The organism is Rhodococcus zopfii NBRC 100606 = JCM 9919 (assembly GCF_001895025.1).
Classification (GTDB): domain Bacteria; phylum Actinomycetota; class Actinomycetes; order Mycobacteriales; family Mycobacteriaceae; genus Rhodococcus; species Rhodococcus zopfii.
In genome coordinates this window covers 100117-125674 of the sequence record NZ_BCXI01000009.1, presented here as the reverse complement: position 1 = coordinate 125674, position 25558 = coordinate 100117, and the positions used below count along the sequence as shown (strand labels likewise).

19 protein-coding genes and 3 pseudogenes are annotated in these 25558 nt (G+C 68.4%); 12 read left to right on the top strand and 10 right to left on the bottom strand.

What is annotated here, in order from left to right:
* Positions 1-55: 55 nt before the first annotated feature.
* Together RZ1_RS06235 and RZ1_RS06230 are read right to left on the bottom strand one after the other, a co-directional pair.
* Positions 56-1234: an aromatic ring-hydroxylating oxygenase subunit alpha gene (locus RZ1_RS06235; RefSeq protein ID WP_072810247.1), complete on the bottom strand. Its 1179-nt coding sequence runs from the start codon at positions 1232-1234 to the stop codon at positions 56-58.
* 2 nt (positions 1235-1236) lie between these two features.
* Complete coding sequence (locus RZ1_RS06230) at positions 1237-2790, bottom strand: class I adenylate-forming enzyme family protein (RefSeq protein WP_072810169.1); 1554 nt, start codon at positions 2788-2790, stop codon at positions 1237-1239.
* Between the two features lie 112 nt (positions 2791-2902).
* On the opposite strand from RZ1_RS06230, the gene RZ1_RS06225 reads away from it, so the two are divergent.
* The 4 genes from RZ1_RS06225 to RZ1_RS06210 all read left to right on the top strand — a co-directional run bounded on the left by RZ1_RS06225 (position 2903) and on the right by RZ1_RS06210 (position 7274).
* The gene (locus tag RZ1_RS06225; RefSeq protein WP_072810246.1) at positions 2903-3493 is read left to right on the top strand and encodes a TetR/AcrR family transcriptional regulator; all 591 of its coding nucleotides are present in this window, start codon (positions 2903-2905) and stop codon (positions 3491-3493) included.
* Positions 3494-3826: 333 nt separating this feature from the next.
* Positions 3827-4393 carry a DinB family protein gene (locus tag RZ1_RS06220; protein ID WP_072810167.1) on the top strand — a complete coding sequence of 189 codons (567 nt, stop codon included), beginning with the start codon at positions 3827-3829 and terminating at the stop codon, positions 4391-4393.
* A gap of 43 nt (positions 4394-4436) precedes the next feature.
* Positions 4437-6671, top strand: coding sequence for a glycoside hydrolase family 3 C-terminal domain-containing protein (locus RZ1_RS06215; RefSeq protein ID WP_072810165.1), 2235 nt, complete (start codon positions 4437-4439; stop codon positions 6669-6671).
* Between the two features lie 171 nt (positions 6672-6842).
* On the top strand, positions 6843-7274 hold the full coding sequence (locus tag RZ1_RS06210; RefSeq protein ID WP_072810164.1) for a YncE family protein: 432 nt from the start codon (positions 6843-6845) through the stop codon (positions 7272-7274).
* Positions 7275-7426: 152 nt separating this feature from the next.
* Here RZ1_RS06210 and RZ1_RS06205 read toward each other — a convergent pair whose 3' ends face one another.
* Both RZ1_RS06205 and RZ1_RS06200 read right to left on the bottom strand, forming a co-directional pair.
* Entirely contained in the window at positions 7427-8278 is an 852-nt protein-coding gene (locus RZ1_RS06205; protein ID WP_072810162.1) for a sulfurtransferase, read from the bottom strand.
* 2 nt (positions 8279-8280) lie between these two features.
* Positions 8281-10181: pseudogene (locus RZ1_RS06200) on the bottom strand (TerD family protein).
* A gap of 66 nt (positions 10182-10247) precedes the next feature.
* Between RZ1_RS06200 and RZ1_RS30835 the strand changes: the two are divergent.
* The 4 genes and pseudogenes from RZ1_RS30835 to RZ1_RS06190 form a co-directional block, all read left to right on the top strand.
* Positions 10248-10526: pseudogene (locus RZ1_RS30835) on the top strand (hypothetical protein); the annotation flags it as partial.
* Complete coding sequence (locus tag RZ1_RS29895) at positions 10524-10820, top strand: cytochrome C oxidase subunit IV family protein (RefSeq protein ID WP_072810244.1); 297 nt, start codon at positions 10524-10526, stop codon at positions 10818-10820. The pseudogene RZ1_RS30835 and the gene RZ1_RS29895, both read left to right, overlap by 3 nt.
* Before the next feature lie 152 nt (positions 10821-10972).
* Positions 10973-11068 (top strand): annotated as a pseudogene (locus tag RZ1_RS31165) (DUF2510 domain-containing protein); the annotation flags it as partial.
* Positions 11069-11173: 105 nt separating this feature from the next.
* Positions 11174-11746: an Ltp family lipoprotein gene (locus RZ1_RS06190; RefSeq protein ID WP_238071660.1), complete on the top strand. Its 573-nt coding sequence runs from the start codon at positions 11174-11176 to the stop codon at positions 11744-11746.
* On the opposite strand, the gene RZ1_RS06185 is transcribed toward RZ1_RS06190, so the two are convergent.
* Complete coding sequence (locus RZ1_RS06185) at positions 11743-12585, bottom strand: enoyl-CoA hydratase-related protein (RefSeq protein WP_072810157.1); 843 nt, start codon at positions 12583-12585, stop codon at positions 11743-11745. The genes RZ1_RS06190 and RZ1_RS06185 overlap by 4 nt on opposite strands.
* A gap of 91 nt (positions 12586-12676) precedes the next feature.
* Here RZ1_RS06185 and RZ1_RS06180 point away from each other — a divergent pair, with 91 nt between their 5' ends.
* Both RZ1_RS06180 and RZ1_RS06175 read left to right on the top strand, forming a co-directional pair.
* Entirely contained in the window at positions 12677-13462 is a 786-nt protein-coding gene (locus RZ1_RS06180; protein ID WP_072810155.1) for a hypothetical protein, read from the top strand.
* A gap of 12 nt (positions 13463-13474) precedes the next feature.
* Complete coding sequence (locus RZ1_RS06175) at positions 13475-13894, top strand: CoA-binding protein (RefSeq protein ID WP_072810153.1); 420 nt, start codon at positions 13475-13477, stop codon at positions 13892-13894.
* A gap of 4 nt (positions 13895-13898) precedes the next feature.
* On the opposite strand, the gene RZ1_RS06170 is transcribed toward RZ1_RS06175, so the two are convergent.
* The 3 genes from RZ1_RS06170 to RZ1_RS06160 form a co-directional block, all read right to left on the bottom strand.
* The gene (locus RZ1_RS06170) at positions 13899-14399 is read right to left on the bottom strand and encodes a hypothetical protein (protein WP_072810152.1); all 501 of its coding nucleotides are present in this window, start codon (positions 14397-14399) and stop codon (positions 13899-13901) included.
* Positions 14396-15253, bottom strand: a complete 858-nt coding sequence (locus RZ1_RS06165) for a ParA family protein (RefSeq protein WP_072810150.1) — start codon at positions 15251-15253, stop codon at positions 14396-14398. Before RZ1_RS06165 ends, RZ1_RS06170 begins: the two co-directional genes overlap by 4 nt.
* Positions 15254-15329: 76 nt before the next feature.
* Positions 15330-16430, bottom strand: coding sequence for a zinc-binding dehydrogenase (locus RZ1_RS06160; protein ID WP_072810148.1), 1101 nt, complete (start codon positions 16428-16430; stop codon positions 15330-15332).
* 162 nt (positions 16431-16592) lie between these two features.
* Here RZ1_RS06160 and RZ1_RS06155 point away from each other — a divergent pair, with 162 nt between their 5' ends.
* Positions 16593-17423, top strand: a complete 831-nt coding sequence (locus RZ1_RS06155; RefSeq protein ID WP_072810145.1) for an oxygenase MpaB family protein — start codon at positions 16593-16595, stop codon at positions 17421-17423.
* Between the two features lie 35 nt (positions 17424-17458).
* Here the strand turns inward: RZ1_RS06155 and RZ1_RS06150 are convergent, their stop codons facing one another.
* A complete protein-coding gene (locus RZ1_RS06150) occupies positions 17459-17929 on the bottom strand; it encodes a hypothetical protein (RefSeq protein WP_083583548.1) in 471 nt (156 codons plus the stop codon).
* Between the two features lie 77 nt (positions 17930-18006).
* Positions 18007-19188 (bottom strand): hypothetical protein, encoded by a 1182-nt coding sequence (locus RZ1_RS06145; protein WP_372481601.1) that lies wholly within the window; start codon positions 19186-19188, stop codon positions 18007-18009.
* A gap of 744 nt (positions 19189-19932) precedes the next feature.
* Between RZ1_RS06145 and RZ1_RS06140 the strand changes: the two genes are divergently transcribed.
* Entirely contained in the window at positions 19933-25410 is a 5478-nt protein-coding gene (locus tag RZ1_RS06140) for an ATP-binding protein (RefSeq protein WP_072810143.1), read from the top strand.
* Positions 25411-25558 lie beyond the last annotated feature (148 nt).

The following is a 25558-nucleotide window of genomic DNA, read 5'->3' as shown; positions in this document are numbered from 1 at the left end:
CCTAATGGCTTTAGTTTCCATCCTCAAGGCGCGCGGCTGCTCCGGCCCGTGGAGGCTACGCGCCCGCGGCGAGGAGCCTCCGGATCTCCCTGCGGAACAGATGACTCGCGAGTTCGTTGCGGCCTAGCAGCATCGTGCCCGCGTCGAGGCTCGTCAGCGCCCGCTGCGAACCGTCGAGGATCGGGAAGTCCTCGTCGTGGAGGATTGCGATGAGGATCTCCCAGTTCTTCCTCCACCGCTTCGCCCAGCGTTCCTCGGTGAGGCCGCTGTCCTCGACGGTCGGCGCCATGACCCGCATCTGCATGATCGCCTCGTCCGGGCTCGCTCCGACCGGGCGGAACGTCAGCAGCTCGATGTGGGTCGCGTGCCGCAGGAGCATCGTGTTCGGCGCGAGGAAACAACTCTCGATCGTGTGCTCGATCATCGACGGCGTCCACGAGATGTCCTGGCCGATGAACCGGTCGATGGACTTGCGGCTGGTGAGGAACCAGAAGTGGCGTCCGAAGTCCTCGAGCGCGACCGCGTTGGTGTGCAGCATCTTGCCGGCCGTGTTCGGGTGCGCATACTTGACGTGGTAGTTGTCCAGGAAGCCGTCCTGGAGGATCTTCCAGTTCGTGGGGCGTCGGTAGGTGTGCGGATCGACGCTGACGAGGCTGTCGATCTCGAAACTCGCCAGGATCGCATCCATCTCCGTTCCGAGCCACTCCGCGACATCGATTCCGCGCTGCGCGTTGTCGACGATCCACACGAAACCGTGGCGCTCTTCGACCGGAAGCTCGACGAGACCGAACCGCGAGCGATCGAAGTCTCCGAATGTGTTGTCCAGCGTGACCGTCCGGAGTTCACCGCTCGGGTCATACGACCATCGGTGATAGGGGCACGAGAATATGCGGCACTTGCCGGACTCCTGGGTCACCAGTTCGGCACCGCGATGCCGGCACGCGTTGACGAAAGCCTTGACGCTGCCGTCCTTCTGACGGATGACGATCGCCTTGTTCCGCGGCAGCTCGACCGTCACGAAGGTGTTCGCTCCCTCGATCTCCGAACTGTGCGCGACGATGAACGGAACCTCGCCGAAGATTCGATCGCGTTCGGCTTCGGCCAACGCCGGATCCTGATAGTCGTCACGCTCGAACCGTTCGATCTCGGCCCACTGATCCGTCACCGAATCGTCGAGATGGGTGAGCAGCTTCCGGAGCGCGCGGTCGCGGATGTCCTGCAGGTCGCGGGTGATGTTCACTGTGCTGCCCCTCCGTCGAGTGCCTCCGAGGTCCGGCCGAACCGGTCGTACCGTGCGGGAATGTCGGAATATTCCGAGCGCAGAACCTTTTTGTCGATCTTCAGGCTCGAGGTGCGTGGCATCGGTTCGTCGCGGAAGACGACATAGCGGGGCGTCTTGTAGTTCGAGAGGCGTCCGCGGCAATGGTCCACGACCTCGGCCCGAGTGAGATCGCCGGCAGCGCGGATCAGGACGGCCGGGGTCTCGCCGAACTCGTCGTCGGGAACGCCGATCACCGCGGCTTCGAGGACCTCGGGCAGTTCGAGGACGGCCCGTTCGAGTTCGGCGGCGTAGATGTTCATGCCGCCCGAGATGATGACGTCCTTCGTACGGCCTACGACGCGGAGCGCGCCCTCGTCGTCCATGACACCCACGTCGCCGGTGCGCAACCACCCATCACCGAACGTTTGGGCGGTAAGGGCGTCGTCCTGCCAGTAACCCGCCGCGACTCCCGGTCCGGAGATCCGGATCTCACCGGGTGTCCCTGCCGGGCAAACCGTCCCGTCTGCATCCGTGACCTCGACCCTGGTGAGAATCCCGCCGAATCCCACCGACTCCGGTTTGCGGATCGACAGGTCGACGGTCGGGAACGTGACCATCGACAGGGACTCGGTGAGTCCGTATGCCTGCCTCAACCCGACACCCTTCGCCGCCCACGCATCGATGAGTCCGCGCGTCACGGGGTTTCCTCCGACGAACACGACCTTCAACGACGACAGGTCGGTGTCGCCGAATCCCGGCAGCGCGGCCATCTGCTCGAAGAAGATCGTGGTGCCCGCCATCGAGGTGATGCGTTCGGATGCGATGAGAGACATCGCGACCTGCGGATCCCACTTGGGCAGCATCACAATGCTGCCGCCGAGGACGAGCGGCGCGAGGAAGCCGTTGAGCAGCCCCGCGGCGAAGGACATCGAACTGACGTTGAGTATGCGAGCCCCGGTGAGTTCGGGTGCCTGGAGGGTCCATTCGAAGAAGGCGCCGAGAAGCGATTCATGGGTGTACACAACCCCTTTCGGAGCTCCCGTGGAGCCGGAGGTCGGGATGATGCACACGACGTCCGACGGATCACCGGCCGGGGCGGACACAATGCCGTCGACGCCTGCGGAGCACAACGTCTCGGCGTCGAGAATCTGCGGGGGCTCTTCCGTCTCCTTGCAGGCCAGGTCGGCGACCTCACGACTCCCGGCCGAGGCCACGACGACCGTCGGTGTCAGCTTCCGGTACACCTCGGACAGCTCTGCCTGCGCCTGACGTTCGTTCAAGGGGCACAGGACCGCACCCATCCGGATGGCCCCGAGCGCGGCGATCGCCCAGTCGGTCGAGAGGGATCCGAGCACACCGACGCGGTCGCCGTGGCGGACTCCGGCAGCCGCGAGCCGGAGCGCCGCGCGATCCATCGCGGTGGTGAGCTCGTTCCAGGTCAGTACCCCACTGTCACAGGTCAGTGCCGGGGCGTCGGGTTGACGAACGGCCCAAGCCTGGATCGCTCGGACGGCCGTGGTATCGCGCATGTGCGCACTCCTTGTCGGGAGAGGTGGGAAGGTTCGAATTTGTGTGGTGGTGAAGGCGTTCAGTGGAGCGATCGGCCGGGAGTACGATGTCCGGCGGACCGAGGAGGAAGAGATGGGGCGGAAGCCGGCGATCACGCGGGACGCCGTGGCGACCGCCGCACTCGACCTCATCGACCGCGACGGCATGGCCGGCTTCAGTCTTGAACGGACCGCGTCCGCGCTCGGCGTCCGCGCTCCGTCCCTGTACAACCACTTCGCCGACAAGACCGAGATCCTCGGTGAGGTGGCGCGCGTGGTGGTGCTCGAGACCCCTCGTGTTCCCGATCCGGCGCCCGGGCAGTGGCGCAGCTGGCTGATCGCCGAATGCCTCGAGTTCCGCAACACCCTGATGCGTCATCCGAATGCGGTCCCCGTGGTGGTCACGTGGTTTCCCGAGCCGCTGCTCCACAAGCTGTATGCGCAGTATTCGACTCTGCTCGGCGACCACGGCGTTCCGGCATCCGATCACCTTTTCCTGCTCGAGGCCACCCACCGGATGACGATCGGATCCGCGATGTGCGCTGCTACCGGACGCCCGGCACTGGTGGAGTTGCCGTCCGGCAACCCAACCGAGCGAGTCGCTACAGCGCCGCCCGACGCCGACTCGGCGCTGTTCGAGCGGATGCTGGTGACATTTCTCGCGGGATTCGATGAACATCCTTGAGCCGCAGGGCTGTCCGCGCGAGGGTGCAGTCCGGGTGAACAGCGGGGGGTGAACGCATGGAGGCCTCCTCCGGTCCGAACGCCGCCGACCGGAGGGCCGTTCGGTCCACATCCGGCCGTATGGCGTGCATCACAAGAAATAAACTATCGTCGTTAGTCTAATGCGTCAACCTCCGTTCCGGATCCGCCTGCGGCCGCGGCGCCGGGCCGGTGACATCACCACCGGATACCGCCGTCGTCGTCGCGGTGCACTCGCGGAAGACCGATGCGCGACCCGAACATGCGACGACCATCCGGGAAGCCGACGAGGCGGCCGGTGTAGGACAGTGGATCCATGAACGCATTCGACCTGAACCACTCGCTGCGCGAGCAGTGGGAATTCCACTGGAACCACCAGCTCCGAGCCAGACTCGAAGGCCTCTCCGACGACGAGTACTTCTGGTCGCCGGTACCCGACGCGTGGAGCGTGCGGCCGCGCGGCACGTCGACAGCGCAGATCCAGGCCGGTTCGGGCGACTTCACCATCGACTTCGCCTTCCCCGAACCCGCGCCGGCGCCGTTCACCACGATCGCGTGGCGGCTCGGGCACGTCATCGTCGGGGTGCTCGCGGCCCGTAATACGTCGCACTTCGGTTCCCCACCGGCGTCGTACGACTCGTGGGAGTACGCGGGCGACGCCGCGACCGCGCTCGAGCAGCTCGAAACGCAGCTCGACATGTGGCTGACCGGCGTGCGGGAGCTCGGCGACGACGGGTTACCGGTCCCGGTCGGCGACAAGGAACCGTATCCGGAGCTCACGATGGCGGATCTGGTCCTGCACATCCACCGCGAGTTGATCCATCACCTGTCGGAAGTCTCGCTTCTCCGCGACCTGTATGCGCACATGCACCGCACCTCCTGACCCAGTGGGATAACCTCCCGAACAGCCGACCCGAAGGAGCAGCATGACGGACGCCGCCGAGATCGTCGCCGACCTCACGCTGGAGGAGAAGGCCTCGCTGACGAGCGGCCTGAACTTCTGGTTCACCGAGCCCGTCGCGCGCGCCGGGATTCCGTCGATCATGCTGACCGACGGCCCGCACGGGGTCCGGAAGCAGACCGGTGGCGGCGACCATCTGGGCCTCGGGGACGCGGTGCCCGCGACATGCTTCCCGCCGGCGGTCGCATTGGGTGGCACGTTCGATCCGGCTTTGCTGGAGCGGGTCGGGGTTGCGCTGGGCACCGAGGCTCGCGCCGAGCAGGTCGCGATCCTCCTCGGACCGGGCATCAACATCAAACGAAGCCCGTTGTGCGGGCGCAACTTCGAGCATCTGTCCGAGGATCCGCTGCTGTCCGGCGTGCTGGGGGCTGCGTTGGTGCGCGGTCTGCAGTCGCAGGGTGTGGGTGCGTCGCTCAAGCACTACGCGGCGAACAATCAGGAGACCGACCGGATGCGGGTGTCGGCGGATATCGACCCTCGTCCGATGCGCGAAATCTATCTGCGTGGGTTCCAGCGGGTCGTCGAGGACGCCCGGCCGTGGACGGTGATGTGCTCCTACAACCGCATCAACGGCGTGTACGCGTCGGAGAACCGGTGGCTTCTCACCGAGGTGCTGCGCGACGAGTGGGGGTTCGACGGTCTCGTCGTCAGCGACTGGGGCGCGGTCGCAGATCGGGTCGCGGCGCTGTCAGCGGGGCTGGACCTGGAGATGCCGTCGACCGGTGGCCGCACCGACGCCGAGATCGTCGCCGCGGTGCGCGCGGGCACCCTCGACGAGTCGGTGCTCGACACCGCCGCGCGCCGGATCGTCGACCTGGTGCGCCGGGCTGTCGCGGGCGCGCAACCGGACGCGACATACGACGCGGACGCACACCACGCACTGGCGCGGGAAGCAGCTGCCGCGTCGGTTGTGCTGTTGCGCAACGAACATGGCCTCCTCCCCCTCGCTCCGGACACGAAGGTCGCGGTGATCGGCGAACTCGCCCGCACGCCGCGCTACCAGGGTGCCGGATCGTCCCGGATCAACCCGACGCGGCTGGACAACGCGCTCGACGAGATCCGCGCACTCGCGACCGTCGAGGTGCCGTTCGCGGCGGGCTACGGGGCCGACGGCTCCGCGTCGCCGGAGCTGACCGCCGAGGCGACCGCCGCGGCGGTCGCCGCGGATACCGTGCTGCTGTTCCTCGGGGTGCCCGCCGAGCTGGAGTCGGAAGGCTTCGACCGCGACGATCTCGAGCTGCCCGCCTCGCAGCTCGACCTGCTGGATGCGGTGGTCGCGGCGAACCCGAACACCGCCGTCGTGCTGTCCAACGGTGGTGTGGTCCGACTGTCGGGTTTCGCGGAGCGGGTGCCCGCGATCGTCGAGGGCTGGCTGCTCGGGCAGGCAGGTGGCGGCGGACTCGCCGACGTGCTCTACGGGGTGGTGAATCCGTCGGCGCGGCTCGCCGAAACCGTTCCCGTGCGGCTCGAGGACACCGCCGCGTATGGGAATTTCCCCGGCGAGCACGGCCACGTCCGCTACGGCGAGGGCCTGCACGTCGGCTACCGCTGGTACGACGCGCGGCAGCTGGAGGTGTCGTACCCGTTCGGATTCGGCTTGTCCTACACCACCTTCGACTACAGCGACGCCGCCGTGACCACCGACGGCGGTCTGGCCGTGACGGTCACCGTCACCAATACGGGCGACCGGGACGGCTCCGAGGTCGTGCAGGTCTACATCGGCCTTCCCGGTTCCGCGGTGGCGCGGGCGCCGCGCGAGTTGAAGGGCTTCGCGAAGGTGCACCTCGCGGTCGGCGAGTCCCGGACCGTGCGGGTCCCGGTGCGCCGCTCCGACCTCGCGTACTGGGACACCCGCGTCGACGCCTGGGTCGTCGAGGGCGGCACCTACACGGTCGAGGTCGGGGCGTCGAGCCGGGACATCCGCGCCACGTGCACGGTCGACGTGGCCGGCGACGAGGTGCGGCTGCCGCTGTCGCTGGACTCGTCGATCGGTGAGGTCCTCGCCGACCCGGTGGCTGCCGGGTTGGTGTTGGAGGCCTTCGCATCCCTGACCGGCGGTGGCGCGGCCCCGCCCCTCGACGAGAGCGTGTTGAAGATGGCCGAGTCGATGCCGCTGAGCCGGATGGTCGGGTTCCTCGGCGACAAGTTCGACCGCGACAAGCTGCAGCAACTGATCGATGCCGCGAACGCCCCTCGATAGGCGCAATCACCGTACGGCGCGTGCCGTGTGGATCATTCGACCGACTGTGCAGCACCGCCGCAGTGTGATTGATTCGGGTGGCAAACGCCGGGGGTCGGCATTCACTCGATGACGGGCGGAGGACGTACTCGTGACACGGGGCGACACATCGTCGGAGCCGACGAATTCACCGTGATCGATACGGCCCACAAGGTCGTCACGTCGAGATTCCGAATCGGGAACGAGTACCCGGAGGTTTCCCGGGGATTCGCCGTGATCACCGGACGACTGTACGTCCCGATTCCGATCGGCGGTGAATTCGATTGGACTGGAGGAAAAGTCGACGTCATCGACCCCTCCACCGACACCGGCCCATACCCCGTCGCGTTCGACGGCGGCGGCGACTCTGCAATCGATCCGGCCCGGCAGTCGCTGTACATCACGAACTTCAGTGGCGGCACTGCATCCGAAATCAACCTGGAAACAATGGAGTTGGTTCGTACCCACCGGGTCGGCGACGCTCCGCGAAGCCCCGTCGTCGATCCCGGAACACACAACGTCTACACATCGGACGGCCTCTCCCGCAGCATCTCGGTGAGCGAGCCCGAAACGTCGTGGCGCTGACCACACGACGCGGACGCGGTGCGGTTCGCGGATGCGGACCGTTCGGGCGGCGGCGGTGCCGGCACACCCCGCGACCGAAAGCCGGAAGTCGATCCCTGGCCCAGCCGGGTGAAGACTCCCCTCCCCCGGCCAGGACGGCGGCCGGAGATCGATCAGTCTGTGGCGGGGCCGGTTTCGACGGGATTGGCCGGATCCGACGACCATTGCGACCACGAACCGGGGAACAGCGCGAGATCGATGCCCGCGACCTCGGCGGCGGCGACGACCACCGCGGCGGTTACGCCCGACCCGCAGTAGGCGCCGGCCTCGTTCCCGCCGTCGACGCCGCGCGCCGCGAACAGAGCACGCAGGTCGTCGGCGGGCGCGAACCGGCCGTCCGGCCCGAGCAGTGCGGTGGACGGCAGGTTCACCGCCCCCGGAATGTGCCCGGCGACCGGGTCGATCGGTTCGATCTCGCCGCGGAATCGTTCGGGCGCGCGGGCGTCGAGGAGCACGCCGTCGCGGGCGAGTTCCGCGGCGTCGGCGGCGGTGAGGGTTGCGAGCGCGCCTGCGTCGAAGTTCCTGTGCACAAGGGTGATCGAGCCAGGCCGGGGTGATTCGACCTCGGTGCCGACGGGCTTGCCGAGCGCGCGCCACGCGCCGAGTCCTCCGTCGAGGATCCGCACGTCCCCGAGTCCGGCGGCGCGCAACATCCACCATGCGCGGGAGGAACCGGCACGGTTCCAGTCGTCGTAGACGACGACGGTGTCGCCGTCGTCGACACCCCACCGCCGCAGCGACGCTTCGAGGGCGTCGCCGGACGGCAACGGGTGCCGGCCGCGGCCGGGCACGGTGTGGTCGCTGAGGTCGGTTTCCAGGTCGACGTACACCGCGCCCGGGATGTGCCCACTCTCGAACGCCGCGTGGCCGTCTGGTTCGGCGAGCGACCACCTGACGTCGAGCACGCGCACCGAGGTTCCGGACGCGAGGAGTTCGGCGAGCTCTTCCGGGGAGACAAGGGTCATGGTCAGTCCTCCTCAGCGACGTCGACGCCGTACCGGAGGACCAGTGCGGCCAGGTCGTCGTCGTATCCCTGCCCGACCGCACGCACTCGCCACTTGCCGGCACGCCGGTAGATCTCGGTGAGCACCATGGTGCGTTCGGTGGTGCCGGCGTCGAGGACGAACGTCGCGGCGGTGGTGTCGTCGCCGTCGACGCTCACCGACACGGCACCGAGATCACCGAACGTGCGGTCACCGTCGATGGCCGCGGCGATGGCGATGCGGTGGCAGTCCTCGGGCAGCCCGGCGAGGTCGAGACGCACGCACTGTTCGCTGGGCCCATCGACGGTCAGCTCGACAACCCCGTCGTCGACGAGCGGGTTGTTGTAGAACACGAAATCGTCGTCGGTGTCGACCTTGTCGTCCGGTCCGAGCAGGAACGCGACGACGTCGACATCGATCGGGTCCATACCCGACTCGTCGCCGACGGCCTCGGCCTTCCATGCGACGTTCACCGCCCACGACGAGTTCTTCGCGGGCAGGTCGATGACCTCGCCGCGGGACAGCACGGGCGCGGACAGTTGCGCTTCGAGACGCATGTGCGGGGGCACGACACCCCGGTCGAGGGCGGCGTCGACGTCCTCCTGGCTGAGGATCGGGAGCTGCCGCGCCGTGACGCGCGGCATGCGTTTGTCGTCGTGGCCGCCGTCGAGGACGAGCACGTCGGTGACCGCGGCGGTGAAGTTGAGCGCGGGCCGGGCGCCGAGCTGGGTGATGCGGGAGCGCATCAGCACCCGTCGAGGTGATTGCCGCCGAGCAGCAACACGCGACGCCCGGACCACAGTTTCGGCTTCTGCCCGGCCAGTGCCCAGGTCCGGGCGGGGATCTCGGCCGGTGCGGCGGACTGCTCGATGACGATCGGCGTCTCCAGTGGCATTCCGGGCTGGGGCACCACGTCGATGACGGTCGCGACCTTCGGCACACCGGGCCGCACCCGGGCGAGCAGCTCTTCGAGTTGCGGTTCGTCGATGATCGGGATGTCCAGCGCCATGGCCTTGCGGACCTTGCCGGTCTGCACGATCGGGTCGTTGCACACCAGCACGCTGGTCTGGCGGCTGACCTGGTTCATCACGTCGAGGCCGGCGACGGTCATGCGGGATGCGAGCGTCAGGCGCGGGGTGGTGGTCGAGCCGCTGACGACGACCTTCATGCCCTGCACGAGACCGGCGTCGGTGAGCCGGCCCGGGTTCTGCCAGTCACACGCCACACGCGGCACCGAATCCGGGTAGGCGGCCCTGCGTCCGCGGCAGTTCACGACGGGCAGTGGCAGCTGCAGGCTGTCCGCCAGCGCGGCGCTGTGCCGGAACACCTCGGACAGGACGCGAGCGTCGTCGTAGGCGTCGTGTTCCTGCAGCTGCTGCACCTTCCAGTGCTGCGCGAGGGTGGCGAGCCGGAAGTTGGGGACGTCGAGTTCGAGGCGTCGCGACAGCGCCATCGTGCACAGCCGGTGCTGCACGGGCAGGGACGTTCCGGCGCGGCGGAATTCGGCGTCGAGGAAGCCGTAGTCGAACGTGGCGTTGTGGGCGACGAGGGTGCCGCCGTCGAGTATGTCGGCGAGGTCGCGGGAGATGTCCTCGAATCGCGGTGCGCCGGCGAGTCGTTCGCGGGTCAGGTTGTGGACGTGGACGGGACCGGGATCGCAGTCCGGGTTCACGAGGGTGGAGAACTCACGCTCGACCATGCCGTCCGCGTCCAGGACCAGCGCGGCGACGCTGAGCACGCGGTGGGCGTTGGGGCGCAGACCCGAGGTCTCGACGTCGACGACGACCCACCGGTGGTCGCGCGGCAGTGTCGTCGTGTGAGTATCGGTCACGTTTCCTCCGGCTTGTCTCCACGTGCCGGGCTGCACCCCGGCACGTGGAGACATTCTGACCCGACAGTCCGACACGATCGGTGTCACCCCCCGGCGCCGGCGAGGAGAAGACCCCGGGCCATGCGCCGCCTTCCACACGGCCCTCAGCCCGGGGCGGCGCGGGGTGGCAAACCCGACGTCTGGCTCGTCTACTGGATCTTCCCAGGCTTCTACGCCGTGTTCGGCGTGATCATCTGCCTGCTGACGCGGGTGACGCCACCACCGCGGCCGGACGTGTCGACCGTCCAGAAGGTCGAGTTCTTCGCACAGCACCACAGCATGATCCAGATCGGGTTCTGTCTGCTGCTGGTCCTGCTCGGCGGCGCCGCGATCACCAACGGGCCGGTCGGCTATCACATGACAGAAGCGACGAAGACCCGGGCCGGCACGTCGACCCGCACCATCACCGTCACGTGGCTCGCGCTGACGGCCATCACCATCGGATCGTGGTGGCTCGCGCCCGGCCACTCAACGACGACGGTCGGTGCCAGCGTGCCGATCACCGTGCTGGTCCTCGCACTCGCCGCCGTCAAGTGCCGCCTGATCATCCGGACCTTCATGGAGGTCCGCGGCGCCCCGCGCTGGTTGCGGTGGGCGACCGACGGCTGGCTCGTCGCACTGATCGCGGCGGCGCTCGTGCTCTACCTGATCTGATCGATTGCGACGGTCAGTCAGCGATTCTCACGGGCCACGCGACGGCCATCGCCGAACCGGACCACCGGATACGAATTCGACTCCACCGCAGCAGTCGTGTGATCGTCGCCACATCCGGTAACGGCGGATTATTCGCTAGGTAAAGAACAATCATGACTACACCTGCTGGATGGCATCCCGACCCCGAAGGCTCCGCGCAACTGCGGTGGTGGGACGGACAGCAGTGGACGTCAGCGGTTCAGCCATACCCGGCGAGCCCGACACTGCCCGAACCCATGCCGGAGTTGCCTGCAGTCCCGGGGTCCGGCCAGACGAACCGCAAGAAATGGCCGTGGATCGCGGGGGCGGCAGCGGTGCTCGTCGTCGTCGCCGGCGCGTTCGGCTCTCTCGGCAGGTCCTCTGACGAGGCATCGAGCGCTCAGGCGGAAACGACGCAGTCCAGTGCGACGGAAACTACCCCGGCCACCACGAAACCGACGACCTCGACCAAAGTCCCCTCCACAACAACGGCAACAACCTCGACTGCCGGCCCGACACCCACACAGACACTGGTGACGCCTGTCGAAACAGTGACCCAGGCACGTACCGTGACCGTCGAACCGGCGACCACGGCGCCGGCAAGGACGCAGGCCGGGATGACTGCGGGGCAGAGGAACGCCGTACGATCGGCGAGCGACTATCTCGACTACACCGCATTCTCGCGCCAGGGTCTGATCGAGCAGCTGGAGTTCGAGGACTACTCCACCGAGGACGCGACTTTCGCCGTGGACTACATTTCACCCGATTGGAATGAGCAGGCCGCGAAAGCCGCGGAGGACTATCTCGACTACACCGCCTTTTCGCGTCAGGGCCTGATCGACCAGTTGATGTTCGAGGGATACACCAGAACGCAGGCCGAGTACGGAGTCGATCAGGCCGGCCTCTAGTCGAACAGATCCGGCAGCCCGTCCGAAACGCGGTTGGGGAACTGCGGCTCCCGCTTCTCGAGGAACGCCTCGACACCTTCACGCACGTCGTCGGAGGCGCCGCGGACGTAGATGCCGATGGACTCGGCCCGGTGCGCGACCTCCGGCCCGGATGCACCGAGCATCCGCCACATCAGTTGCCGGGTCAGGGCCACCGAGACCGGCGCGGTCCCGGAGACGAGTTCGCGGGCGACCTCGAGGGCGCGGTCGAGGACCCGGTCGGCCGGGACGAGTTCGCGCACCAGGCCGCGCGCGAGCGCTTCGTCCGCGGGCACCATCTTCCCGCCGACGGTCCATTCGACGGCGGTGGAGATCCCCACCACACGGGGCAGGAACCACGTGGAGCAGGCTTCCGGCACCAGCCCGCGACGCGCAAACACGAAGCCGAATTTTGCTGTGTCCGAAGCGATCCGGATATCGGCGGGCAGGGTCATGGTGACACCGACGCCGGCGGCGGGACCGTTGATGGCCGCGATGACCGGTTTGGTGGAACGGAAGATCCGCAGGGAGACCAGGCCGCCCGTGTCGGCGGGTGCGCCGCCGGTGTGGGGACCGTCGTCGAGAACGAATGTGTCGCCGCCGGCACCGAGGTCCGCGCCCGCGCAGAAGGCCCGGCCGGTTCCGGTGAGCACGATCGCCCGCACGTCGTCGTCGGCGTCGAGTTCGTCGAAGACCTCGAGCAGCCGGTGGCACATCTCGGTGGTGAAGGCGTTGAGCCGGTCGGGGCGGTTCAACCGCACGATCGCGACGGTCCCGTCGCGATCGACGACAACGGACTTCTCGGTACCGGTCTCGGACACGCGGCGCCCTCCCTTTCAGGGTTTCGAACCTTTCGCAGCAACCTACCGGTACGGCCCCATCGTGACGGCCGAAGGACTAGCGTTCGGGTATATGCGCAGGACGGCGAAGATATTCGCGGCCGCTGCCGCGCTGATGGCGATTGTGCTGGGACCCCCGTCCGCGTGGGCAGCGCCGACACCGATACCGGCCCCCGACGGGACGGTGAGTGCCCCCGCCCGCACGCAGATCTCGTTCGCCTCGCTGTCCGGTGTGCGTACCGGAACGGCGAACGAACACCAATCGCGCACCGCGATGTCGATCGCCAAGCTCTATCTCGCCGAGCACGTCGTCCGGCTCGGCGATCCCGCGGATCGTGACGCCGCCGTCGAGATGATCCGCTCCTCCGACGACGGGATCGCCGAGCGGCTGCACGCGAAGTACCCCGGCGCGATCGGCACGACGACCGCCGCGTTCGGCCTGATCGACACGCGCACCTCCGGATACTGGGGAAGCGCGACGACGTCGACCTACGACATGGTCACCTACCTGGATACGAAGATTCGCACGGATCCCGGGTCACCGGTGCTCGCGGCCATGGCGTCGGCCCATGAACGAGCGGCGGACGGAACCGCACAGGACTTCGGTACCGCTCGGCTGCCGGGGGTGATCGGCACCAAATGGGGATGGACGGACGATCACGTTTCCGCGCACGCATCCGCCTCCTTCGGAACGGATTTCGTGGTCGCCGCGTCGACCTACGGTTCGGCCGAGCAGCTTTCGTCCGACGTGACCGCCGCGTTCACGGACGGGCGGGCCGCACCACCACCGGTCGAACCGTTGTGCGTCCCGACGGTGCCGCCGCTGTGCGTACCGGGGACAGGGACGACGATTCCCTAGTATTTTGCCGCCATGACCAGTTCGTGGCAGGACCCCGATGCCGTCGAGTTCATGCTCGACGAATGCGACACGTGGGCGGTCGTCGGGTTGTCCGGCGATCCGACCCGGACCGCGTACGAGATCGCGGGGCTGTTGCAATCGCGCGGCAAACGTATCGTCCCGATCCACCCGTCGGCGCAGACGGTGCTCGGTGAGCAGGGCTACGCGACGCTCGCGGACGTGCCGTTCCCGATCGACGTCGTCGATGTGTTCCGCCGATCGGAGGCCGCAGGCGAGTTCGCGGACCAGGCGGTGGACATCGGCGCGAAGGCCGTGTGGTTCCAGCTCGGCGTCGTCGACGAGGACGCGTTCGACCGGACCATCGCCGCGGGTGTCCCGATGGTGATGGACACCTGCCCCGCGATCGAGTGGCGCAAACGCGGCAGGATGTGACAGCTCAGCGGAACGCGTCGCCTTTTGTCCACGCAGCCTTGACGCGTTCGACGATGCGATCGTGCAGTTTCGACGCCGTGCGCCACCGCATCGCCAGCCGGTCGTAGTCCATGTTGTGTTCGGCGACGATGTCCTTGAGCTGTTCGAGTTCGAGGGGCGCGAGCCGGGCGCGCAGACCGTCCTCGCCGTCGGCGCGGTACACCGCGAACGGATCGAACGGGCCGGGGGAACGCTTGCCGCGGCGCGCGGCCGGCTTCTTCTCGACCGGCGTCACCGGGACGGGTGCCGGCGCAGGCGCGGCCGCCGGTTCGCCGGCCGCGGCGATCGCACCGGCCAGGGCCTTCGCGAAACGCGGTGTGCGGGCGGCTTCGTCGGCGATGACCTGAACGAGCTTGGTCAGGGCGGTCGCGACGGCCGGGCTGCCTTCGTTCAGACGCAGCACAGCCGCACCGGCCTCCCCGATGTGCAGGCGCAGCCGGGCTTCGGTGCGGTCGATGTCGGTCACAGCAGTACCTGCGCATTCATGAGTACGTCCTCGGTAAGCATGCGCAGTGCGTCGTATTGCCCGCTGTTGCCGTATTTGCGCTTGAGCGTGCCGTAGGCGACGAACTCGGCGGACTGCGCGATCTGGGTGGCCTCGGGAATCCACGCGGGCACGACGTTGGCGATGCGCGGATCGCGCTGCAGCCTCTCGATGGTGCTGCGGTGCAGGTTCGACGCGCTCCGGTACTTCGTGATGACGAGTCCGATCTCCTTGATGGGATGGCCGACCCGATCCGCGAACTTCTCCACACGCGTCTGGAGTTGCGGAATTCCGTAGGTGGACAGGATGTCCGGGATCGTCGGGATGATGTATCCGTCGGCGAACCGCAGGCCGTTGAGGGTGAGCATGCCGAGGTTCGGCGGGCAGTCCACGAGGATGTAGTCGTACTGGTCGGCGATGGGTGCGATCGCGTCGGTGAGCACCTCGACGGGCCGCGTCGAGAGCGGATCGGCGTACTGCTGGTGGCTCAAGCCCTCCTGGACGTCCATCAGGTCGAGCGACGACGCGAGCAGATCCACACCCTTGACCGATTTCACCGAGGAGACATTGCGTTGCAGCGCCTTCTCGAGGTCGAAGTCCGGTCGCGACGGCTTGACGGCTTTCTCGAACAACGTCGCGAGGGTCCAGCCGAGTTCGTTGAGTTCGTGCCAGCGTTCCTCGCCGACCATCATGGTGGTGAGGTTGGTCTGCGGATCGAGGTCGATCAGCAGCACGCGCTGCCCGAAATCGGCGGCCATGAACTCCGCCAGCGCCGCGGTCGTCGTGGTCTTCCCGACGCCGCCCTTCAGGTTGATCGTCGCGATAACCCGCGCCACCGCCCGCTCCCTCCGCAAGAACTTCTCGTTGCGCGGGAAACTATACGGTGGTGCTACCGGGCGGCTTCGGAGCAGGTCAGGGGAACTCGACAATCGCGCGGCCCACGATCTCGCCGCGCCCGAGCGCCCGGTACGCCTCGTCGACGTCGTCGATCGGGTAGCGGCGGGTGATGACGCTCTCGGGCCGGACGGTTCCGGCGGCGACCATCGCGAGCAGCGCGGGCATGTCGGTGCGGGCCCGCGCTCCGTAGGAGCCTCGGATCTCGAGTTTGCGCCGCACCAGCCGGGCCAGATCGATCTCGCCGGTCGACCCGGCCGGGGCGATCCCCACCACGACGGCGCGTCCGCCGTCGTCGAGGACGTTCAGGGCCGTCGCGAACGTGTCGGCGCGGCCGAGTGCTTCGAAGGCGACGCGGACACCGGTGCCCCCGGTCAGCTCCCGGATCGCCTCCACGGGATCGGTGACCGACGAGTTCACGGTATGGGTCGCGCCGAGTTCGGTGACGGCGGCGAGTTTGTCGTCGCTCACGTCGACGGCGATGATCTGCGTCGCGCCCGCCGCCTTCGCGAACTGGACGATGCTGGATCCGACACCGCCGGCGGCGATCACGGCGACGCGGTCGCCGACGACGACCTGCGCGACGTTCGCGACCGCGCCGTACGCGGTGAACGAACTGCACCCGAGGATCGACACCTCACCGAGCCCGACACCGTCGGGGACACGGAACACGTCGGTGGCGGGGACGACGCAGTATTCGGCGAGCCCGCCCATCGAGTACATCGCCAGGGGCGTGCCATCGGCGCGGGACAGCCGGGTCTCGCCGTCGTAGAGGGTGCCGCCGAGACGGTTGTAGGCGAAGAACTTCTCGCACAGGTCCTCCGCGCCGCGCACGCAGTGACGGCAGCTACCGCACGGCATGATGAAGCTGCACACGACCGGGTCGCCGACGGCGAGCCCCTCCACGTCGTCACCGAGTTCGGCGACGGTGCCGGACACCTCGTGCCCGAGGACCGCGGGCACCGGGAACGCGACCTCCGACCGCAGTACGTGCAGGTCGGTGTGGCACACCCCGCACGCGGAGACCTTCACCAGCACCTCGCCGCGGCGCGGGGCCGGGCGGGGGATGTCCTCGACGACGAGGGTCGGTGCGTTTCCTTCGAACACAGCAGCTTTCACGGCCAGTCACCTTCCGTTCGATGTCGTCGGACAGGCCCACGCTCGTACGACATCGGCGGTCCCGGCGGCAAGAGCCGCCGGACTCCGGCCGATTCCCTCCGCACGCCTGCAGTACTAGAGTGGTCAGCAACTGAGCACATCTGTAGTCAGATGGAGGGGCGTATGCGTACCATCGACACACTCGGAGATCTCGTCTCGCCGCTCGGCGGCTCGATCAACGCCGCCAACGTGATCATGCAGCTCGCGCACCCCGGCGTCGGACAGGGTGTGGTCGACAGCAAGGTCGACGCCGGCCGGGCGGATCTGCACCCCGTCAAACGTGCCCGCACCACCGGCACCTACCTGGCCGTCGCCGTGTTCGGCACCGACGACGACCGCGACTTCATGCGCGAATCCGTCCGGAAGATCCACGCCCACGTCACCTCCGAACCCGACGCCGCCGTGCGCTACAGCGCGAACTCCCCCGCCCTGCAGCGGTGGGTCGCGCTCTGCCTGCTCGAGTACTTCATCGACCAGCACGAATTTCTCTACGGCCCGCTCGACGAGGACGAGTACCACCGGATCCTGGTCGACGGCAGCTCCCTCGGGACCACGCTGAATGTGCGCCGCGACGCCTGGCCGACCACCCGCGCGGAGTACGAGGAGCTCTGGAGGACGGGGGTCGCGGAGATCTCGATGAACGACGAGGTCCGCGACTATCTCACCGCCCTGTGCAATCTCGGGTTCCTCGAGGTGCGTCTCGGCCGGATGGGTCGCGCGATCCACCGTGTGCTCGGGACACCGTTCGAGCTGGTCACGCGCGGCGCTCTGCCGCCCGAGTTCCGCGACGTCATGCATTACCCGTGGACCCCTGACGACCAGCGTCGATTCGACCGTTATCTGAGGGCGGTGCGCCGGATCCACCGGGTGACCCCGCACCTGTGGCCGCTGTTGTGGAAGACCTATCTCGTCGACATGCGCGCCCGCCGGCGCCTGGGTCTCCGCGTCTTCTGAACGGTCACACTCGACGACCGCGCCGGCGCCGCGGGTTACCTGCCCTTGGCCTCGACACTGATCGCGCCGTTCGCGCCCTCGGGATTCGCGGTGACGGCCGAATCGGCGGTCGCATAGCCGTGCAGGTCGAGGCTCGGCGCGTGGTCGAGGACCGCCCGGACGACGGTGTTTCCGGACAGGAAGATGATGACGCCGTCGGCACCCGTGGTGGGCAGGTTCTTCCAGATGGTGCTCTCGGTGCCGATGCTGCGGTTCACCTCGCTCATCAGCAGCGGCACACGGAAGTAGTACATGCGGTCCCACCCGCCCCCGATGCTCGCGGTCTCCGCGACGTCGCCGACGGTGCGGGGCTCCCCATTGATCAGAACCGTTTCGAACGCGGTTTCGAGGACCGGGTCTTCGACGATCTCAACGGTGTTCGTACCGCCGCCGCATGCCACCCCCGTTGCCGTCACCGCGGCAGCCAGTCCCAGAATCCCGCTCTTCCGCTCCCACCACGACGTCACTCCGGTAACTCCTACCACTCGCCCCCCACCAAGACGGCGTGAAAGCTATCACCCGGGCGGAAGCGCGTCCACGGCGGTCAGACCGGGGGCCGCTCCCGCGAGGTGAGGGCCGCAATGTCGCCGCGCAGAGCGAGGTGCAGCGAACGGAGCGACCCTGCTGCGGCGTCGACCTGGTCACCCACGAAATGTGTGTTCTCTGCGGACAATTCGCGCGTGCCGGATCGTCCGATGAGTCGGTCGATGCGCTCGTCCAGGCTCGCGGTCCGTTCGGCCACCCGGTCGTGACACATCTGCTCCTCGGCCATGGTGAGCAGATCGCCGATGCGCGCGAGTGCCGCGACGCGGTCGACGAGCTGATCCCACACCGCTTCCAGCGCCCTCGCTCTCACCTCGAGTCCGGGGCGGGCGGCGGGCGCGGTGCGTGCCGCATCGGCGAGTTCGGCCAGCAGCCCGCGCAGGGCGACGGTGTCGACGGCGATCTGGGTCAACTCGTCGGCCAGGTCCAGTTGCGCGCGCTGCACGACGAGTTGCTCGGAGTTCCATGCCGTCGACGTCTCGATGCGGTCGTAGAGGCTGCCCGCGAGATACAGCAGCGTGTCGTAGCGGTCGGCGAAGCGATCGTCGTCCTCGGGAACCCGGCGGGTCAGCGCCTCGGCGGCACGGCGACCGGCAGCCTCGGCGGGGGTGCCCTCGGACCAGCGTGCGACCCGCTCGACCGCGACACCGAGGACGGCCCCGCGGGCCTGCGCAGTGACCGGCACCGACAGCGGCACGGGGGTGCGCTGCAGCGCGGCGAACAGCGCGTCGCGTTGCGCCGGGTCGAGGTGCACACCGTCGCGGCGGTCGCGGCGCATGGCCCGCACACCCTGCGCGTAGTGCGCCGGGGAGTGCGCGAACGCGCGATGCGCGGCACGCAGGCGCTTGTCCAATTCGATTGCGCGGTACTCGAACACGAGCCGGACCGCGCCGGGGCGCAGTTCCGCTGCGCGCGCCGCAATGCGCGCGTGTTCGTCGGTGAGGCGGCGCAGGTCGCCGAAGCCGTCGAGGGTGGGCAGGGGCCGGCCTGCTCGGCGTCGCGCGGCAAGGATCTCGCGGGTTTCTTCGTCGAGGTGCCCCGCGGCCAGGCACAGCGCTGCGGCATCGCTCAGCGGGGCATGCCGGCCGTCGATGCGGCCGTGTTCGCACCAGTGGCGCACCTGGTGGTCGATGCGTTCGCGGCGCAGCGTGGGCGGTTCGAACGGCTGCTCGTCGGACATCATTCAGGGCCTCCTCGCGGTGTCCGGACCCTTCCACTGTTCCAGAATCCGTGGGACTGCGGTGCGGGCCGACCGCCCGAGGACGGAGGGAGGCCACGGCGCCGGGCCGCAACTTTCGAGACCCGGCGGTCCGATTCGGTGAGATGGATCACAGAATTTCCGATTCCTGCCGGATTTGCCCCAGTTCATCCTTGACAAATCCCCACGCTTTGTCGAGCGCAGCGCGGGGCACCCCGCGATACCGACGGGTAACCCACGTAAACGACGCAGACCGCGACATTACCGGCCGGTGTTACCGCGGAGTACGCGGTGTGACGGTCGACACCCCACCCCTCCCGCGCCTCGCGCCGAGCCTCAATTCACGCCCCCGGCAACGTCTTCCAGCACAGAAGGAGCTCGGTTACAAGACCCCTGGGGTGCCGATATCCAAAACGTGACAAACCCTCATGTTTGGTCCATGCTGTTTACCGGAAGGAATACCCGTGCGGGGCGGCCATCGACGACGATGACCGAAAGTGGCGGGAAGACCTGCCGCAGAGCCGTCCGCCGGACCGGGACCAGCCGGGCCTTCGGACCCATGACCTGCCTGTGCCCACCATGAGGAGTCGACCGATTACATGCACGCGCCTTCGTTATCAACCCGTGACGTTGGCGTCCTGATCGGTTAACTTGTTTTCCTCATCGGGGCGGAGTTTCGACGAGCGTCGCTACAAGCGCGCACAACCTTGGAGAACGGTGGCAACGAGTATGTTCAAGCGGATCGCAGTGGTCAACAGGGGTGAGGCGGCAGTCCGTCTCATCCGCGCAGTCCGGGAGCTCAACTCCGAGCACAACTACGACATCAAGACCATCGCGCTGCACACCGAGGCCGAGCGGCGGGCGATGTTCGTCCGCCAGGCCGACGAAGGCGTCACCCTCCGGCCGTCCACCACGGCCGCGACCTCCTACCTCGACCACGCCGAACTCGAGCGCGCCCTCGTCGAGGCGAAGGCCGACGCCGTGTGGGTCGGCTGGGGATTCGTCGCCGAGGACCCCGCATTCGCGGAACTGTGCACCAAGCTGGGCATCACCTTCATCGGCCCGTCCGCCGACGCCATGCGGCTGCTCGGCGACAAGGTCGAAGCCAAGCTCCTCGCCGAGAAGGTCGGCGTGCCCGTCGCCCCCTGGTCCGGCGGCCCCGTCGAGAACCGTGCCGACGCCCGCCGGCACGCCCAGGCCATCGGCTACCCGCTGATCATCAAGGCCCGCTCCGGCGGCGGCGGCCGCGGCATCCGCAAGGTATACGCGGAGGACGAGCTCGAACTCGCCCTCGAACGCACCCAGGGCGAGGCCGAGCGGTCCTTCGGCGACCCCGTCGTGTTCATCGAGCGTCTCGTCACCGACGCCCGCCACGTCGAGGTGCAGGTCATCGCCGACAACCACGGCAACGTCTGGGCGCCGGGTGTGCGCGACTGCTCCATCCAGCGCAAGAACCAGAAGGTCATCGAGGAATCCGCGTCGCCGCTGCTCACCAAGGAGCAGTCCGACCACCTGCGCGAGGTGTCCGCGAACCTGGTGCGCGCCGCCGGTTACAGCGGCGCCGGCACCGTCGAATACCTGTACCAGCCCGACCTGAAGATCTTCACGTTCCTCGAGGTCAACACCCGCCTGCAGGTCGAGCACCCCATCACCGAGGCCACCACCGGCATCGACCTGGTCAAGTTGCAGATCCTCGTCGCGTCCGGCGAGGCACTGCCCGGCGACTGCCCGCCGGAGTTCGGGCATGCCGTCGAGGCCCGCCTCAACGCCGAAGACGCCGACAACGGGTTCGCTCCGGCACCGGGCACCGTGCAACTGCTGAAGTTCCCGCTCGGTTCGGGTCTGCGCGTCGACACCGGCATCGCCCAGGGCGACGTCATCCCGCCCGACTACGACTCGATGGTCGCCAAGATCATCGCGTGGGGCCGCGACCGCGACGAGGCCCTGGCCCGCCTGCGCACCGCGCTGCGCGAGACCACAGTCGTGCTCGACGGCGGCACCACCACCAAGTCCTTCCTGCTCGAACTGCTCGACCGCTCCGAGGTCGTCGACGCCACCGCCGACACCGGCTGGCTGGACCGCACCGGCGCCGGCACCGCCACCGGCCCCAGCCGGGTCGCCGACGTCGCGCTGATCGCCACCGCCATCGACGTGTACGACGCCGACGAGGCCCGCGAACGCTCCGCGTTCCTCACCTCCGCGCGCGGCGGCCGCCCCCGCGCCGGCCACACCGTCGGCCGCAAGATCGAGCTGAGCTACCAGGGCCAGGCCTACGAACTGTTCGTCGGACAGGTCGGTCCGCACCGCTACCGTGTCGAAACCGGAAGCGGCGAACAGGATGTCGACGTCGATCGTCTCGGCGACTACGAATCGCGCGTGACGGTCGCGGGGCGGCGCCACCACGTCGTCTCCATCGCCGGACCCGCCCACTTCCTCGTCGAGGTCGACGGTGTCAGCCACCAGATCAGCCAGGACGAAGCCGGTGTCGTACGCACGCCCGCGCCCGCCGTCGTCGTCGCGGTACCCGTCGCCGTCGGTGACGAGGTCGAATCCGGGCAGACCCTCGTGGTGCTCGAGTCCATGAAGATGGAGACCGCGGTCCGCGCGCCGTTCGCCGGCAAGGTCCGTGAAGTCCTCGCGGTCGTGAACTCGCAGGTCGACGCAGGCGCCCCGCTGCTGCGCGTCGACCAGATCGCCGAGGAAACCGTCACCGCCGTCGTCGAACGGGTCGAGTTCCCCGCTCCCGCGCCCGCGACCACCGGCGACGCCGCGGCCGATGCGCTCGCACGCATCGACGCCCTCGAGGCACTGATCACCGGCTACGACGTGTCCGCCCAGCGCACCGCGACGCTGCTCAGCGAGTACGACCGGCTGCGCAGCGAGGCCGTGAAGGACTGCGATCTGGTCCGCGCCGAACTGTCGCTGCTCACCACGTTCGCGGACGTGTGCGAACTGTCGCGCAACCGGCCCACCCAGGACGAGGAGTCCGGCGACGACCGGGTGCACAGCCCCCGCGAGTACTTCCACGGCTACCTGCAGTCCCTCGACGTCGAGGTCGGCGGCCTGCCGGACAGCTTCCGCACCCGCCTGTCGCGCGCACTGCGCCACTACGACGTCGACTCACTCGAACGCACCGGCGAACTCGAGGAAGCCGTCTACCGGCTGTTCCTGGCGCAGCAGCGCATCGAGACGGCGGTGCCGGTGGTGTCCGCGCTGCTCGACCGGTGGCTCGCGAATGTCGAGACTCCGCGCCTGTCGCACGAACTCAACGAGGTTCTGGACCGCCTGATCGTCGCCACCCAGGTGCGGTACCCGCTCATCGGGGACACCGCCCGCAACCTGCGGTTCCGGTTCTTCGAGGAACCGGTGATCCGCAAGGCCCGCGAGCAGGTGTACGACGGGGTACGCGGCAGCCTCGCATACCTCGCCGACAACCCGCAGGCCGGTGATTACGCGCAGCGCGTCGAGTCCCTCGTCGCGACGCCCGAACCGCTCATCGACCTGCTCGCGCAGCAGATCACCCGCCCCGAATCGGTGCCGGGCCCGCTGCTCGAGGTGATCACCCGGCGCGCCTACAAGATCCGCACCCTCGAGGACGTGCAGTCCTACACGGCCGACGGCCGCCAGTTCGTCACCGGCAGCTTCGATCTGCGCGGCACCCGCCTGTACCTCATCTCCGCCGAGGCCCGGTTCGCCGAACTGTCGGCGGTGCTCGACTCGGTCGAAGCCGCCGCGAAGCCGCTGCCGAGCACCGAGAACCTGGTGATCGACCTGTACGTGGCGTGGAACGACGCCCCGGCCGACGCCGACGCGCAGGCCGAAGCGCTGCGTACCGAGCTGCTCGCCCGCCCGGTGACCGCCACAGCTCGCCGCGTCACGGTCACGGTGTGCCACACCGACATCGCCGAGGAGCACGTCTTCACGTTCCGACCGTTCCCCGGCGGGTTCGCGGAGGAGAACAACATCCGCGACATCCACCCGCTCACCGGGCAGCGGCTCGATCTGTGGCGGCTGAAGAACTTCGTCGGCACGCGACTGCCCGCGAACCCCGACACGTACCTGTATCACCTTGTCGCCAACGAGAATCCGTCCGACGAGCGATTCGTCGCCCTCGCCGAGGTCCGCGACATCGCACCGCAGCGTGACGAGACGGGTGCGATCGTGGCGCTGCCCGCCTTCGAACGGGCACTGGCCAGCTGCCTCGACGGCATGCGCCGGGCACAGGCCGCCCGCGGCAATCGCCGTCTCGACTCGAACCGCGTGGTGCTGTTCGTGTGGCCGGTCGTCGACCTGACGCTCGACGAGCTCAAGCGCGTCGGGCAGGGGGCGGCGCCGCTCACCGTCGGTGCCGGCCTCGAGGAGATCACCGTCATCGGCTGGCTGCGTACCACCCCGGAATCCCCGGCACGCGAAGTGGCGCTGCGGTTCTCGTACCGTTCCGGCGCCGGCGTCGTCGCCCGGGTGACCGAGCCGCCGAAGGAGCCGCTGCAGCCGCTCGACGAGTACACCCAGAAGGTCCAGCGCTCCCGGGCACGCGGCACGGTGTACCCGTACGAACTCGTTCCGCTGCTCACCAAGAGCAACGGCACCTTCGTCGAATACGACTTCGATGCCTCCGGCGAACTGGTGCCGGTGGACCGCCCGTACGGCCGGAACACCGCCGGCCTGATCGTCGGCGTCGTCACCACCAAGACCTCCCGGTACCCCGAAGGCATGACCCGTGTCGCGCTGTTCGGTGACCCCACCAAGGCGCTGGGCACGGTCGCCGAGGCCGAATGCTCCCGCCTGGTCGCCGCGGTCGATCTGGCCGAGAAGCTCGGTGCCCCGGTCGAATGGTTCGCGCTCTCGTCCGGCGCCACCATCTCCATGGGCTCGGGCACCGAGAACATGGACTGGGTGTCGCGCGGGCTGCGCCGCATCATCACGTTCACGCAGAACGGCGGCGAGATCAACGTCATCGTCACCGGCATCAACGTCGGCGCCCAGCCGTACTGGAACGCCGAAGCGACGATGCTCATGCACACCAAGGGCATCCTCGTGATGACCCCGGACAGCGCGATGGTGCTCACCGGCAAGCAGTCCCTCGACTACTCCGGTGGCGTGTCGGCCGAGGACAACTTCGGCATCGGCGGTTACGACCGTGTCATGGGCCCCAACGGTCAGGCGCAGTACTGGGCCCCGAACGTGTCGGCTGCCGTCGAGATCCTGTTCGGCCACTACGCGCACGCGTACCTCGCGCCGGGAGAACGTTTCCCGCGCAAGGCCGAGTCGGCCGACCCGATCGACCGCGACGTCCGGGTGTACCCGCACGTGCATCCGTCCAGCGACTTCACCACAGTCGGCGACATCTTCTCCGCGGAGACGAACCCGGATCGCAAGAAGCCGTTCGACATCCGCACGGTGATGCGCGCCGTCGTCGACCAGGACCACGCGGTGCTCGAGCGCTGGGCGGACATGGCCGACGCCGACACCTCCGTGGTGTTCGATGCCCACCTCGGCGGCCACGCGGTGACCGTGATCGGCATCGAGTCCCGCGCGATCGCCCGCAAGGGCTGGTTCCCGACCGACGGACCGGACCAGTGGACTTCGGGCACGCTGTTCCCGAAGTCGTCGAAGAAGACGGCCCGCGCAATCAACGCGGCGAGCGGGAACCGGCCCCTGGTGGTGCTGGCGAACCTGTCGGGCTTCGACGGCTCCCCCGAGTCGCTGCGCAACCTGCAGCTCGAGAACGGCGCCGAGATCGGCCGTGCCATCGTCAACTTCGACGGCCCGATCGTGTTCGTCGTCGTCTCCCGCTACCACGGCGGCGCGTTCGTGGTGTTCTCCGGGGCACTGAACGAGAACATGGAAGTGCTCGCGGTCGAAGGCTCGTTCGCGTCGGTGCTCGGCGGCGCACCCGCCGCGGCGGTGGTGTTCACCCGCGACGTGAACAAGCGCACCGCCGGTGACGCCCGCGTCGTCGAGCTCGAGGCTCAGCTCGCCGCCGCCGAGGACGGCGAGAAGGCCCGCCTCGGTGTCGAACTCGCGACGCTGCGCACCACGGTGCGGTCGGAGAAGCTCGGTGAGGTGGCCGCCGAATTCGAGGCGATCCACAACATCCAGCGCGCCCAGCAGGTCGGATCCGTGCACCGGATCGTGCCGGCTGCCGAACTGCGTCCGCAGATCATCGCCGCCGTCGAACGAGGGGTCGCGAAGACGCTCGCGTAACCCGGCAGCATACGAAGGGCCCCGCACCACGAACAGGTGCGGGGCCCTTCGGCGTCGGTGCCGATGGCCGGCGGGTGTCGTTGTGGTGCTCCGGTTTTTCCGAGCGAATGTATCGTTCGTCTCCTCAGATCGAGCGAATGTACCCTTC